At 72.6% G+C, this 12845-nt stretch carries 9 protein-coding genes; 5 read left to right on the plus strand and 4 right to left on the minus strand.

The genetic code is table 11. The annotated features are described in order from the left end of the window. Position 1: 1 nt before the first annotated feature. The gene (locus KUM32_RS32105; RefSeq protein WP_217145463.1) at positions 2-583 is read right to left on the minus strand and encodes a biotin transporter BioY; all 582 of its coding nucleotides are present in this window, start codon (positions 581-583) and stop codon (positions 2-4) included. A 382-nt stretch (positions 584-965) separates the two neighbouring features. Here KUM32_RS32105 and KUM32_RS32110 point away from each other — a divergent pair, with 382 nt between their 5' ends. After that, a complete protein-coding gene (locus tag KUM32_RS32110) occupies positions 966-2348 on the plus strand; it encodes an amino acid permease (protein WP_217145464.1) in 1383 nt (460 codons plus the stop codon). A gap of 141 nt (positions 2349-2489) precedes the next feature. Beyond that, complete coding sequence (locus KUM32_RS32115) at positions 2490-3134, plus strand: superoxide dismutase (RefSeq protein ID WP_217145465.1); 645 nt, start codon at positions 2490-2492, stop codon at positions 3132-3134. A 189-nt stretch (positions 3135-3323) separates the two neighbouring features. Here KUM32_RS32115 and KUM32_RS32120 read toward each other — a convergent pair whose 3' ends face one another. Beyond that, positions 3324-3962 carry a DsbA family protein gene (locus tag KUM32_RS32120; protein WP_217145466.1) on the minus strand — a complete coding sequence of 213 codons (639 nt, stop codon included), beginning with the start codon at positions 3960-3962 and terminating at the stop codon, positions 3324-3326. Between the two features lie 145 nt (positions 3963-4107). Between KUM32_RS32120 and pepN the strand changes: the two genes are divergently transcribed. Then, positions 4108-6690: an aminopeptidase N gene (pepN, locus tag KUM32_RS32125; protein WP_217145467.1), complete on the plus strand. Its 2583-nt coding sequence runs from the start codon at positions 4108-4110 to the stop codon at positions 6688-6690. Positions 6691-6998: 308 nt separating this feature from the next. Next, the gene (locus KUM32_RS32130) at positions 6999-8048 is read left to right on the plus strand and encodes a hypothetical protein (RefSeq protein ID WP_217145468.1); all 1050 of its coding nucleotides are present in this window, start codon (positions 6999-7001) and stop codon (positions 8046-8048) included. A gap of 69 nt (positions 8049-8117) precedes the next feature. Here the strand turns inward: KUM32_RS32130 and KUM32_RS32135 are convergent, their stop codons facing one another. Then, positions 8118-8636 carry an NUDIX hydrolase gene (locus KUM32_RS32135; RefSeq protein WP_308408769.1) on the minus strand — a complete coding sequence of 173 codons (519 nt, stop codon included), beginning with the start codon at positions 8634-8636 and terminating at the stop codon, positions 8118-8120. Positions 8637-8886: 250 nt separating this feature from the next. Between KUM32_RS32135 and KUM32_RS32140 the strand changes: the two genes are divergently transcribed. Further along, complete coding sequence (locus tag KUM32_RS32140; protein WP_217145469.1) at positions 8887-12180, plus strand: S8 family serine peptidase; 3294 nt, start codon at positions 8887-8889, stop codon at positions 12178-12180. Between the two features lie 61 nt (positions 12181-12241). On the opposite strand, the gene KUM32_RS32145 is transcribed toward KUM32_RS32140, so the two are convergent. After that, positions 12242-12845 (minus strand): hypothetical protein (locus KUM32_RS32145; RefSeq protein ID WP_217145470.1); only part of this gene is annotated, 604 nt, incomplete at its 5' end.

Genomic DNA, 12845 nt, shown 5'->3' on the forward strand with positions numbered 1-12845 from the left:
CCTACCGCTTGTCGGCCAGCTTCCAGGCGGTGGGCAGGACGCCCATCGCCAGGGCGGCCTTCAGCGCGTCGCCGACCAGGAACGGCGTGAGGCCGGCCGCGACCGCGGCGGTGAGGGACATGTCGGCGGCGAGGGCCAGGTACGGGACGCCGACGGCGTAGATGATCGCCTCGCCCAGCAGCATCGTGCCGGCCATGCGCAGCACCGACCGGTCGGCGCCGCGGCGGGCGAGGGCGCCCACGGCCGAGGCGGCGAGCAGCATGCCGAGGACGTAGCCGAAGGACGGGGCGCCGGTGCCGGAGCCGCCCTCCGCGAACCACGGCACGCCCGCCATGCCGACCAGCGCGTACAGCGCGAGCGAGAGGAGGCCGCGGCGCGCGCCGAGGGTCGTGCCGACGAGCAGCGCCGCGAAGGTCTGGCCGGTCACCGGTACCGGGGAGCCCGGTACGGGCACAGCGATCTGGGCCGCGACGCCGGTGAGCACGGCACCGCCGGCCACCAGCGCGACGTCCCGGACTCGGGAGGAGGGAATGAGGTCGGCGAGGACCTGCCCGGTGCGGGCGGGGACGGCAGCGGTGCTCATGGGGACTCCGCGGTGGTGTGGACATGTCGGGACACCGCGACGCTATCCCAGGGGGCCGGAGCCGATCACCAGCAGCGCTCGACAAAGGCTGGAACGGGGGCTTGGTGGGCTCCCGACAAAGGGCGCCGGCGACACCTGGTCCGGGGTGACACCGGTCACTGAGGTCAAGAGGCGCGGATCACGCCGGCCGTGCGGGACGGGGACTGTCGGTTTCCGCCAAAGGCCACCGGGACCTGCGCCTATCATGGAGTGCCGCAATCGGATGCTCACGTTCCGTATCGCGACCGTCCGCATCGTGGGCAACCGGTGTCGCCGACCAGCGCGACCCCGGAGACTGTCGGCGTTTTTGCCCTGTCCCCCACGTGATGGACGAGCCGCCCCCATGTCCAACAGCTCCACCACCGAGGCGCCGCCGCAGCCGGACGACGCCGCCCTCTCCCACGGCCTCAAACAGCGCCACCTGTCGATGATCGCCCTCGGTGGCGTGATCGGCGCCGGGCTGTTCGTCGGTTCCGGGGCCGGCATCGCCGCCGCGGGACCGTCGATCGTCGTCGCCTACATCCTCTCCGGGCTCCTCGTGATGCTGGTGATGCGGATGCTCGGCGAGATGTCGGCCGCGTATCCGTCGTCCGGTTCCTTCTCCGCGCACGCCGAGCGGGCGTTCGGCCCCTGGGCCGGTTTCACCGCGGGCTGGGCGTTCTGGGTGCTGCTGTGCACGGCCGTCGGCCTGGAGGGCATCGGCGCGGCGCAGATCGTGCACGGCTGGCTGCCGGGCACGCCCGAGTGGGTGTGGGTGGCGCTGTTCATGGCGGTGTTCTGCGGGACGAACCTGGCCGCCGTGAAGAACTTCGGCGAGTTCGAGTTCTGGTTCGCCGCCCTCAAGGTCGGCGCGATCTCGCTGTTCCTCGTGCTGGGCGTGCTGGCGATCGCCGGGGTCCTGCCGGGCACCGGCTCCCCGGGCACCTCGCACCTGAGCGACTTCCTGCCGAACGGCGGCGACGGCCTGATCATCGGTCTGCTCGCCTCGGTCTTCGCCTACGGCGGTCTGGAGACGGTGACCATCGCGGCGGCCGAGTCGGAGAACCCGGTCAAGGGCGTGGCGAGCGCCGTGCGCACGGCGATGTGGCGGATCGCGCTGTTCTACATCGGCTCGATGGCGGTCATCGTCACCCTGGTCCCCTGGGACTCCCCCGAGGTCGTCGAGAAGGGCCCGTACGTCGCCGCCCTCGACGAGCTGGGCATCCCGGGCGCCGGTCAGCTCATGAACGTCGTCGTGCTGATCGCCCTGCTGAGCGCGATGAACGCCAACATCTACGGCGCCTCGCGCATCGGCTACTCACTGGTCGAGCGCGGTCAGGGCCCGAAGGCGCTGGGCCGGGTGTCGGGCGGGGTGCCGCGGATCGCGGTGCTCGTCTCCTCCCTCTTCGGCTTCGGCTGCGTGCTGCTCAGCTACTGGCGGCCCGACGACGTCTTCTCGTGGCTGCTGAACATGATCGGCGCGGTCATCCTGGTCGTCTGGATCTTCATCGCCGCCTCCCAGCTGCGGCTGCGGCGCCGTCTGGAGCGGGAGGCGCCCGGGAAGCTGGTCGTGCGCATGTGGGGCTTCCCGTGGCTGACGTGGGTGGCGCTGGCGGGTATGGCCGCGGTGTTCGTGCTGATGGTCCGCGAGCCGGACACGCGGGTGCAGCTGTACTCCACGGGCGGGATGACGCTGGTCCTGGCGGCCGTCGGCTACGCCCGGCAGCGCGTGCGGGCGCGCGGCTGACCTCTTCGCCCCCGAGGGCCCCCGCACGGAGACGGATCCGTGCGGGGGCCCTTTCGTGTGCGCCGGGCACGCCGGCCCCGCCTCTTGCTGCTAGCGTGCAGTTGCAAGCCTTTTGCAATAAGAGGTCGGAGGGGATCCGCCATGCCCGTCTACACGCTTCCTGAACTGCCGTACGACTACTCCGCGCTGGCCCCCGTGATCAGCCCCGAGATCATCGAGCTGCACCACGACAAGCACCACGCGGCCTATGTGAAGGGCGCCAACGACACCCTGGAGCAGCTCGCCGAGGCGCGGGACAAGGAGTCGTGGGGCGCGGTCAACGGCCTGGAGAAGAACCTGGCCTTCCACCTCTCCGGGCACATCCTGCACTCGATCTACTGGCACAACATGACCGGTGAGGGCGGCGGCGAGCCGCTGGAGAAGGACGGTGTGGGCGAACTGGCCGACGCGATCGCCGAGTCGTTCGGCTCCTTCGCCGGCTTCAAGGCGCAGCTCACCAAGGCCGCCGCGACCACGCAGGGCTCCGGCTGGGGCGTGCTCGCGTACGAGCCGCTGAGCGGCCGGCTGATCGTCGAGCAGGTCTACGACCACCAGGGCAACGTCGGCCAGGGCTCCACCCCGATCCTGGTCTTCGACGCCTGGGAGCACGCCTTCTACCTCCAGTACAGGAACCAGAAGGTCGACTTCATCGACGCCATGTGGGCCGTCGTCAACTGGCAGGACGTGGCGAAGCGCTACGAGGCCGCCAGGTCCCGTGCGAACACCCTGCTGCTGCCGGCGCCGTGACGCCCTGAACCGCCGGTCGTCCCGGCCCACCGGTCGTCCTGCCTCGTGATCGTCTTCTCACCCTTCACGGCGGCGGGCGGAATGAGGGAAGCCCCCGCGAGGACGTGACTCGCGGGGGTTTCCCGTCGGTGCGCGACGGGACGATCGGGACGCCAGGACTCGCGGGGCGGGCCCGCCGTGCCCCGGGGGCTACAGGTTGCTGAAGTCCGGTCCCTTGGTGCGGGTGCGCTTGATCTCGTAGAAGCCGGGGACGGAGGCGACCGCGAGGGTGCCGTCCCACAGCTTGGCGGCCTCCTCGCCCTTGGGGGCCGGGGTGACGACCGGGCCGAAGAAGGCGATCTGCTCGCCGTCGGTGCCGGGGACGGCGATGACCGGCGTGCCGACCTCCTGGCCGACCTTGTCGATGCCCTCCTTGTGGGAGGCGCGCAGCTGGGGCTCGTACGGGGTGGCGTCCCAGTGGTCCATCAGGGACTCGGGCAGGCCGACGTCCTTCAGGGCGGCGGCGACCGCCTCCTTCTCCGGGCCCTCGTCCTGGTTGTGGATGTGGGTGCCGAGCGCCGTGTAGAGGTCGCCGAGGACTTCGGGGCCGTGCTCCTCCTGGGCGGCGATGACGACCCGGACCGGCCCCCAGGCCTTGGTCCGGAGCATCTCGCGGTACTCCTCGGGCAGCTCGTCGATCCGGTCCTCGTTGAGGACGGCGAGGCTCATCACGTGCCAGCGGACCTCGATGTCCCGGACCTTCTCCACTTCCAGGACCCAGCGGGAGGTCATCCAGGCCCAGGGGCACAGCGGGTCGAACCAGAAGTCGACGGGGGTCTTGACCGACATGTCTCTCCTCAGAAGGCCGCACAACCCAGTGTTTCTCCTGCGAACCCACCGCCCGTCCCGGTCATTCCCGGCTGCCGCCCGTCAGGGGCGCATGGCAGGATCGGTGCTGTCCGCATACTGAACACCACCCGAGGGAGTGCCGCCCGTGCCCGGTGAGAATCTGTCCCGCGACGAGGCCCGGGAGCGGGCCGCCCTGCTGTCCGTCGACGGGTACGAGGTGTCCCTCGACGTGCGCTCGGCGACCGGTGACGCGGAGGGTGGCGGTCCGCGCACCTTCCGGTCCGTCACCACGATCCGCTTCCGCTGCAACGAACCCGGCGCGAGCAGCTTCGCCGACCTGATCGCCCCGAGCGTCACCGCCGTGTCCCTCAACGGCCGCGACCTCGACCCGAGCGAGGTCTTCGACGGCTCCCGGATCCTCCTGGAGGACCTGGCCGCCGACAACGAGCTGGTCGTCGACGCCCAGTGCGCCTACTCCCGCACCGGCGAGGGCCTGCACCGCTTCGTCGACCCCGAGGACGGCGAGGTGTACCTGTACACCCAGTACGAGCCGGCCGACTCGCGCCGGGTCTTCGCCACCTTCGAACAGCCCGATCTGAAGGCCCCGTTCCGCTTCGAGGTGCGGGCGCCCGAGGAGTGGACGGTGTGGAGCAACGGCGTCGGCGAGCTCGCCGACGGGGTGTGGCGGTTCGCGGAGACCAAGCCGATCTCGACGTACATCACGTGCGTGGTCGCGGGCCCGTACCACTACGTGACGGACTCCTACGAGCGCGAGCTCGCGGACGGTACCCGGCTGGAGATCCCGCTCGGCGCGATGTGCCGCAAGGGCCTGGCGCCCCACTTCGACGCCGACGACGTCTTCCTGGTGACCAAGCAGGGCCTGGACTTCTTCCACGACCACTTCGACTACCCGTACCCCTTCGGCAAGTACGACCAGGCGTTCGTGCCGGAGTACAACCTCGGCGCGATGGAGAACCCGGGCCTGGTGACCTTCCGGGAGGAGTTCATCTTCCGGGGCAAAGTGACGCAGGCGTCCTACGAGGGCCGCGCCAACGTGATCCTGCACGAGATGGCGCACATGTGGTTCGGCGACCTGGTCACCATGGAGTGGTGGGACGACCTGTGGCTCAAGGAGTCGTTCGCCGACTTCATGGGCGCCTTCTCGCTGGTCGGCGCCACCCGCTTCACCGACGGCTGGATCACCTTCGCCAACCGCCGCAAGGCATGGGCGTACCGCGCCGACCAGCTGCCGTCCACGCACCCGATCACCGCCGACATCCGCGACCTCCAGGACGCCAAGCTCAACTTCGACGGCATCACGTACGCCAAGGGCGCTTCCGTGCTGAAGCAGTTGGTGGCCTACGTCGGGCAGGACGCGTTCCTGGAGGGCGCCCGGCGCTACTTCAAGCGGCACGCGTACGGCAACACGCGCCTCGGTGACCTGCTCTCGGTGCTGGAGGAGACCAGCGGGCGGGACATGGCCGCCTGGTCGCGCTCCTGGCTGCAGACGGCGGGCGTCAACTCGCTGACCCCGCAGGTGCTGCTCGGCGCCGAGGGCGGGGTGGACGAGCTGGCGGTGGTGCAGGAGGCCGCCGAATCGCACCCCGAGCTGCGCCCGCACCGGGTGGCGGTGGGCCTGTACCGGCGTACCGCCGAAGGCGCCCTGGAGCGGTACGCGCGCGCCGAGGTGGACGTCGACGGGCCGCGTACGGTGGTTGCGGAGCTGGCCGGCGCCGAGGCGCCCGAGCTGGTCCTCGTCAACGACGACGACCTCACGTACTGCAAGACCCGCTTCGACGAGACCTCGCTGGCCACGCTGCGCGAGCACCTCGGCTCGCTGACCGATCCGCTGGCCCGCGCCCTGTGCTGGTCGGCGCTGTGGAACATGACGCGGGACGCGCTGCTCCCGGCGCGGGACTTCGTCGGCCTGGTGCTGCGGTTCGCGGGACGCGAGTCCGACATCGGGGTGCTCCAGATGCTGCACGCCTGGGCGAACTCCGCGCTGGTGCACTACGCGGCGCCCGACTGGCGTGCGGCCTGCGGCCGGCTGCTCGGCGAGGGCGCGCTGCGGGAGCTGCGGGACGCGGCGCCGGGCAGCGAGCAGCAGCTGGCGTGGGCGCGGTTCTTCGCGGCGGTGGCCTCGGACGAGGCGGAACTGCGGCTGCTGCGCGGGCTGCTGGAGGGCACGGAGAAGATCGACGGCCTGGACGTGGACCAGGAGCTGCGCTGGACCTTCCTGGAGCCGCTCGCCGCGCACGGCGCCGCCGACGAGGGCGTGCTGGCCGCCGAACTGGCCCGCGACGACACGGCCTCCGGCAAGCGCCACCAGGTGCGCTGTCTGGCCGCCCGCCCGTCGGCGGCGGTGAAGGCGCAGGCGTGGGCGCAGGTCGTGGAGTCGGACCAGCTGTCGAACGCCCTGGTGGAGGCGACCATCGCGGGCTTCGCCCAGCCCTCGCAGCGGGAGCTGCTCGCGCCCTACGCCGAGAAGTACTTCGCGGCGATCGAGCGGGTGTGGGCCGAGCGGTCCATCCAGATCGGGATGGACGTGGTCCGGGGCCTGTTCCCGGCGCTGCGGGACTCCCAGGACACGCTGGACGCGACGGACGCCTGGCTGTCCGCGCACGAGGACGCGGCACCGGCGCTGCGCCGACTGGTGCTGGAGGCACGGGACGACCTGGCGCGGGCGCTGCGCGGGCAGGCCTGCGACGGGGTTGCCGCCGGTCGTTGAGGGTGAGTGGCGCGACCGGCCGCCGGTGGGCCCACGGGCCCGTCGCGGCCGGTCGCGCCCGTGCGACGGAGCCGTGCGCCGGGCCCCCCGCCCACGGCGGCCGGAAGCCGTACCTTTGGCCCATGCTTCAGCGCTCCGTCATCGTTACGGAATTCGGTCAACCGCACCCGTAACCCCTGGCCCGCACCGCGGCGGACCAGGGCTTTTCGGCATCCGAACACCCGTCCTTTAGGGCGAGGTTGTCCCGGTTTGGTGATGGACGTGTAACAGCGGTTAAGCGGCGGACGAAGCGCGGGAAATTCCTGGTCATGACGCACAACACCCCGCTCTCCCCCCGCCCCCTCCACCACCTGGCCGACGGCGGGCGCCGTCTGGTGACGGCCGCGCAGTTGCGCAGGCACGGTGTCTCCGCCGCCGCGACCGACGAGCAGTGCCGGCCCGGCGGTCCCTGGCAGCAGCTCCTCCCGAACGTCGTCCTGCTCCACCCGGGCCCGCCGACGAGCGAGGAGCGCCTGCACGCGGTGCTGCTGTACGCGGCGCGGGAACGGCCCGCCGGGGGCACCGTCGCCGTGCCGGTCCAGCCGGGCCCGGGAGAGGCGCCCGCGCCCGCCTACGCGGAGGCGATGATCACGGGCCGGGCCGCGCTGACGCTGCACGGGTTCTCCGCCACTCCCCCGCTGCCGTCGCTGGACGTCATCGACGTGCTGGTCCCGCGGCTGCGGCGGCTGCGTTCGACGGGCTGCGCGCGGATCGTGCGCACGACGGCGCTGCCCACCGCCGAGCAGGTCACCGGGGTGCCGGTGGCGCCGGTGGCGCGGGCGCTGGCCGACGCGGTGGCCGAGCTGACGGACGCGGGCGCGGTCCGCGGGCTGCTGACGGAGGCGGTGCGCGGCGGTCACTGCGAACCGGCCGCGGTGGTACGGGAGCTGAACCGGGCCCGGCTGCTCAGCCGCCCGCACGTGGTGGACGCCGTGGACTCGCTGGTCGCCGAGGGACGGGCCCTCGCCGAGCAGCGGCTGTACCGGATGGTGCGCGAGCACGGCCTGCCGGAGCCGGTCTGGAACGTCGACCTGCGTCTGCCCGGCGGCCCCCACCTCGGCGGCCTCGACGCCTACTGGCCCGAGCACGCGGTGGCGCTGGAGCTGGACACCCGCGGCCACCGGCAGCAGGACGACGCGCTCTGGGCGGAACACGCCCGCAAGCGCGAGCACCTGGAACGGCTGGGCATCACGGTCGTGCACGTCACGCCGCGCAAGCTGCGGGACTGTCTGGAACACCAGGCGGCCGTCGTCCGCACGGCGTTGATGGCGGCAGGGGACCGGGAACCCCCCGCACACGTCGTGGTGCTGCCCCGGTAGGGAGGGCCGGGGCGCCACCGGGAGGGGAACGGAGGGACCGCGGGGCGTGAGCCGCCCGGCGGTCCCTCCTCACGTGTCCGCCCGGCCCTGCGGGCCGTCACCGGGGCCGGAGAGCCCCGCTCCCGGCGCGGTCCGCCCCGCCGCCGGCCGTTCCCGCCACAGCCGCAGCCCGGCGTCGACCAGGGGCACCCGGGGCAGGCCCGGGACGGCGCTCAGGTCGTGCCAGGCGGCCAGGTCGGTGGAACCGCCCACCTCGTACCTGAGTTCGCCGCCGGTGATCCGGCCCCCGTAGACGAGCCGCACGCCGTGGTGGTCCACGGTCCGGCGCAGCAGCCGGAAGGGCCCGAAGCGGCTGGGACGGGTGAGGTGCGAGGAGTCGACTCCGAGCAGGGCGGTGGGCTCGAAGCGGTAGCCGGTCTCCTCCCCGACCTCGCGCACGACGGTGTCATGGGGGTCCTCGCCGTGCTCCATGCCGCCGCCCGGCAGTACCCACTCGGGGACTCCGCCGGGGCCCGGAGAACGGGCGAGCAGTATCTGTCCGTCGCGGACACACAGGGCGTAGGCCGCCACCCGCAGCTTTCGGCGCACTCCGGGACGTTAACCCGTCGGGGGCGGGTCGCGGTGGGGCTCAGGGGATTGTCATGGACCGTCCCTTACGTCCCCGGTGGCGCATGGCGGGAGTACGCCATGGCTTCATCCCGTCCCGGACAACTCTCCCCAAACGGTGTGCCCTTGCGTAAAGCTGAGCGGTCGTCCGGGATCGGATTCCGGACTGCTTCGGCCAGGACCGATCCGTCCCGGTCGTTCACGCACGTTCCTTCACTGCCAAGGGATGCCGATGACCCACACCCCCCAGCCCGAACCGATACCCGGCGCGAGACGCGCGGCCCGCATCGCCGTGGCCGCGGGTCTCGTCGCCGCGCTCGCCGCGGCCGGGCCCCTGCCCGTGGCCTTCGCCGCCGACGGCCCGGGAGCCGCCCTCCCCGCCGACGCGTCCGCGAAGTCGGCGCCCGACAAGCTCGGTTCGCACGACGCCGACCTGCTCGCCGAGGCCAAGGCGGACGGCGCGAAGAGCGTCACGATGATGGTCGCCACCACGCCGGGCCGCACCGAGCAGGTGGCCAGGGAGCTGGACACGGTCGGCGGCGGCACCGTCGGCCGGACCTACGACGAGCTCGGCTACGTCCGTGCCACCGTCCCCACCGCCAAGGCGGACTCGGCCATCGCCGCCGCCGCCAAGCTCTCCTCCGTGCAGGGCATCGACCTGCGCGACGAGATCCCGCTGGACGACCCGACACCGAGCGCGGACACGGCCGAGGGCGCCTCGCACCAGGGCCGTTCCTACCCGGCGCCGGACCGCCGGACCCCCGCCGAGAACCCGTACAACCCGTCCTTCGAGACGGGCGCCGTCGACTTCGTGAAGAAGAACCCGAAGGCGGACGGCCGCGGCGTCACCATCGGCATCCTCGACTCGGGCGTCGACCTCGGCCACCCGGCGCTGCAGAGGACCACCACCGGCGAGCGCAAGATCGTCGACTGGGTCACCGCGACCGACCCGGTCGTCGACGAGGACGCCACCTGGCGGCGCATGGACACCGCGGTCTCCGGCCCCACCTTCACCTACGGCGGGCAGACCTGGACGGCGCCCGCCGGGTCGTACCGGGTCAACGTCTTCCGCGAGTCCGTCACCGCCGGCGGTGACGCCAAGGGCGACGCCAACCGGGACGGCGACACCACCGACTCCTGGGGCGTTCTGTACGACGCGCAGGCCGGCACGGTCCGCGTCGACCTGAACAACAACCACGACTTCGCCGACGACACCCCGATGAAGCCGTACAAGGACGGCTTCCAGGTCGGGTACTTCGGCACCGACGACCCCCGGACGGACGTGGCCGAGCGCCAGCCGTTCGTCGTCGAGATCCGCAAGGACGTCGCCCTCGGCTCCTCGGGCGCCAAGGCCGACTTCGTCAACATCGGCGTCATCGAGTCCGAGCACGGCACCCACGTGGCGGGCCTCGCCGCCGCCCACGGCCTGTTCGGCGGGAAGATGAACGGCGCGGCTCCGGGTGCGAAGATCGTCTCCTCGCGCGCCTGCTCCTGGTCCGGCGGCTGCACCAACGTCGCGCTCACCGAGGGCATGACCGACCTCGTCGTCAACCGCGGCGTCGACATCGTCAACATGTCGATCGGCGGCCTCCCGGCGCTCAACGACGGCAACAACGCGCGTGCCCTGCTGTACACGCGGCTCATCGACACCTACGGCGTCCAGCTGGTGATCTCCGCGGGCAACTCCGGCCCCGGCGCCAACACCATCGGCGACCCCGGCCTCGCCGACAAGGTGATCTCGGTCGGCGCGTCCATCTCCCGCGAGACCTGGGCCGCCAACTACGGCTCCGCGGTGAAGACCGAGTACGCGATGATGCCGTTCTCCTCGCGCGGCCCGCGTGAGGACGGCGGCTTCACGCCGACGCTCACCGCGCCCGGCGCCGCGGTCAACACCATCCAGACCTGGATGCCCGGCGCCCCGGTCCCCGAGGCGGGCTACGACCTCCCCGCCGGCTACGGCATGCTCCAGGGCACCTCGATGGCGTCCCCGCAGGCCGCCGGCGCCTCGGCGCTGCTGCTGTCCGCCGCGAAGCAGACGCGCGTCGACCTCACCCCGGCGAAGCTGCGCACGGCCCTGACCTCGACCGCCGACCACATCAAGGGCGTGCAGGCCTACGAGGAGGGCGCGGGCCTGATCAACGTCCCCGACGCCTGGCGCGCGATCCGCAAGGGCGCCGCGGCCCACGAGTACGCGGTCCAGGCCCCCGTCGACACCGCCGTCGACCAGTTCCTGAAGACCCCCGGCCACGGCACCGGCCTCTACGACCGCGAGGGCGGCCTGAAGACCGGCCAGAAGAAGACGTACGAGATCACGGTCACGCGTACGTCGGGTGCCGACCGGGCGATCCGGCACGAGCTGCACCTCGAGAACAACACCGGCCGCACCTTCCGCATCGTCGGCTCGGACGAGGTGGAGCTGCCGCTGAACAAGCCGGTGAAGGTCAAGGTGCAGGCCGAGCCGCGCTCCGCGGGCATCAAGAGCGCGATCCTCGAGGTCGACGACCCGCGTACCGAGGGCGTCGACAAGCAGGTCCTGACCACGGTCGTGGCCTCCGCCCCGCTGGCGTACGACTTCTCCGCGAAGGGCTCCGTGCAGCGCAACGGCACGCGGTCCTACTTCGTGACCGTCCCCGAGGGCGCGAAGACGCTGGAGGTGGCGATCGGCGGCCTCCGGGACGGCAGCCAGACCCGCTTCATCGCCCTCCACCCGTACGGCGTCCCGGTCGACAACACCTCCACGCCGTACTGCTACAACAACTACCTCGACGGCAACGGCTGCCGGCCCGACGTGCGCGCGTACGCCGACCCGCAGCCGGGCGTCTGGGAGATCGAGGTCGAGGCACGGCGCACCTCGCCGCTGCTGGACAACCCGTACGAGCTGGACGTCACCGTCCTCGGCGCGGCCTTCGACCCGGAGGTCGTGACCGTGCCCGAGGCCAAGGCCGGCACCCCGGCGGCGGTCTCCTGGAAGGTGACGAACCGGTACGCCCCGCTGGAGGGCAAGCTGGTCGGCGGCTCGCTCGGCTCGGCCGAGACGTCCCGCCCGGCGATCCGGCAGGGCGAGACGAAGACCGCCACGGTCGAGGTGCCCGAGGGCGCCACGTCGCTGGACGTGGCCATCGGTGGCGTCTCCGACGCCTCCGCCGACCTGGACCTGACGGTCTACGGCGAGGACGGCGCCGTCGTCGGGCAGTCCGCCGACGGCGACTCCGAGGAGTCGGTCTCCGTCGCCGAGCCGGCCGCCGGTACGTACACCGTCAAGATCGCGGGCTACTCGGTGCCGTCGGGCAGCACGGAGTACGACTACCGGGACGTGTACTTCGCCGCCTCCCTCGGCTCGGTCACCGTGGACGGCTCGGTGCCGGTGAAGCTCGGCCCGGGCGCCTCGGCGACGGTCTCCGGCAGCGTCACGGCGCTGGCCCCCGCCCCGGAGGGCCGTGAGTTCTTCGGGCAGGTCCAGCTGGTCAACGCCCACGGCACGGTCGCCGGCCTCGGCAGCGTGCGGATCGGCAAGGTCGTGCCGTAGTCCGGTGCGGCACGGGGGGCGGGCGTTCTTCGGGGCGCCCGCCCCTTGCCGTGCGGCGGGGTCAGTCGCAGGTCAGGGTGCGGGACCCGGGCAGGGAGGCGGTGACCCGGGCGCCTTCCGCGGCGACGGCCTCCTCGCCGGTGATCACGGCGTCCGGGGTGTCCCCGTACAGGGGGACACCGACCAGGGCGTGGTCGCCCTCGACGAGCCGGGCGGTGTCGTCGTCCAGGACGAACGTGATCCGTTCACCGTCCTCGGCCGGCCGTTCCTCGGGCTTGTAGGAACGGGTCACCTCCAGGGTGATCCGGTGCTGCCCGGCCCCCGGCACGGGTTCGGCGCCGGTCACCGTGCCCTCGGCCACCAGACGGGCGCAGGCGAGGTAGCGGGGGCTGCCGAAGGCGACTGCGCCCGACTCGGCGGAACCCGCCTGCTCCTCGCTCACCGCGGCCCGGTCGCTCGCCGCGTCGTCGCTCGCGCTCCCGCCCTGCACCAGCAGCCACCCCAGCCCCATGACCACGACACCCGCACAGCCCGCCGCGAGGACGCCCAGGGCGTGGCGGGCCCGACGCCCCCGGGGACGCCCCACGGACGCCCGCCCGGCGGACCGCCGCGTGGCCCGGGGGGCGGGGCCTCGCGTGGCCCCGCCTGGGGGCGGGGGGGAGGTG

This window comes from Streptomyces sp. AC627_RSS907 (assembly GCF_019049165.1).

What these genes read in the sequence shown, in the direction of transcription:
- KUM32_RS32105 (WP_217145463.1), bottom strand. Translation starts at nt 583, where the DNA reads ATGAGCACCGCTGCCGTCCCCGCCCGCACCGGGCAGGTCCTCGCCGAC.
- KUM32_RS32110 (WP_217145464.1), top strand. Translation starts at nt 966, where the DNA reads ATGTCCAACAGCTCCACCACCGAGGCGCCGCCGCAGCCGGACGACGCC.
- KUM32_RS32115 (WP_217145465.1), top strand. Translation starts at nt 2,490, where the DNA reads ATGCCCGTCTACACGCTTCCTGAACTGCCGTACGACTACTCCGCGCTG.
- KUM32_RS32120 (WP_217145466.1), bottom strand. Translation starts at nt 3,962, where the DNA reads ATGTCGGTCAAGACCCCCGTCGACTTCTGGTTCGACCCGCTGTGCCCC.
- KUM32_RS32130 (WP_217145468.1), top strand. Translation starts at nt 6,999, where the DNA reads ATGACGCACAACACCCCGCTCTCCCCCCGCCCCCTCCACCACCTGGCC.
- KUM32_RS32140 (WP_217145469.1), top strand. Translation starts at nt 8,887, where the DNA reads ATGACCCACACCCCCCAGCCCGAACCGATACCCGGCGCGAGACGCGCG.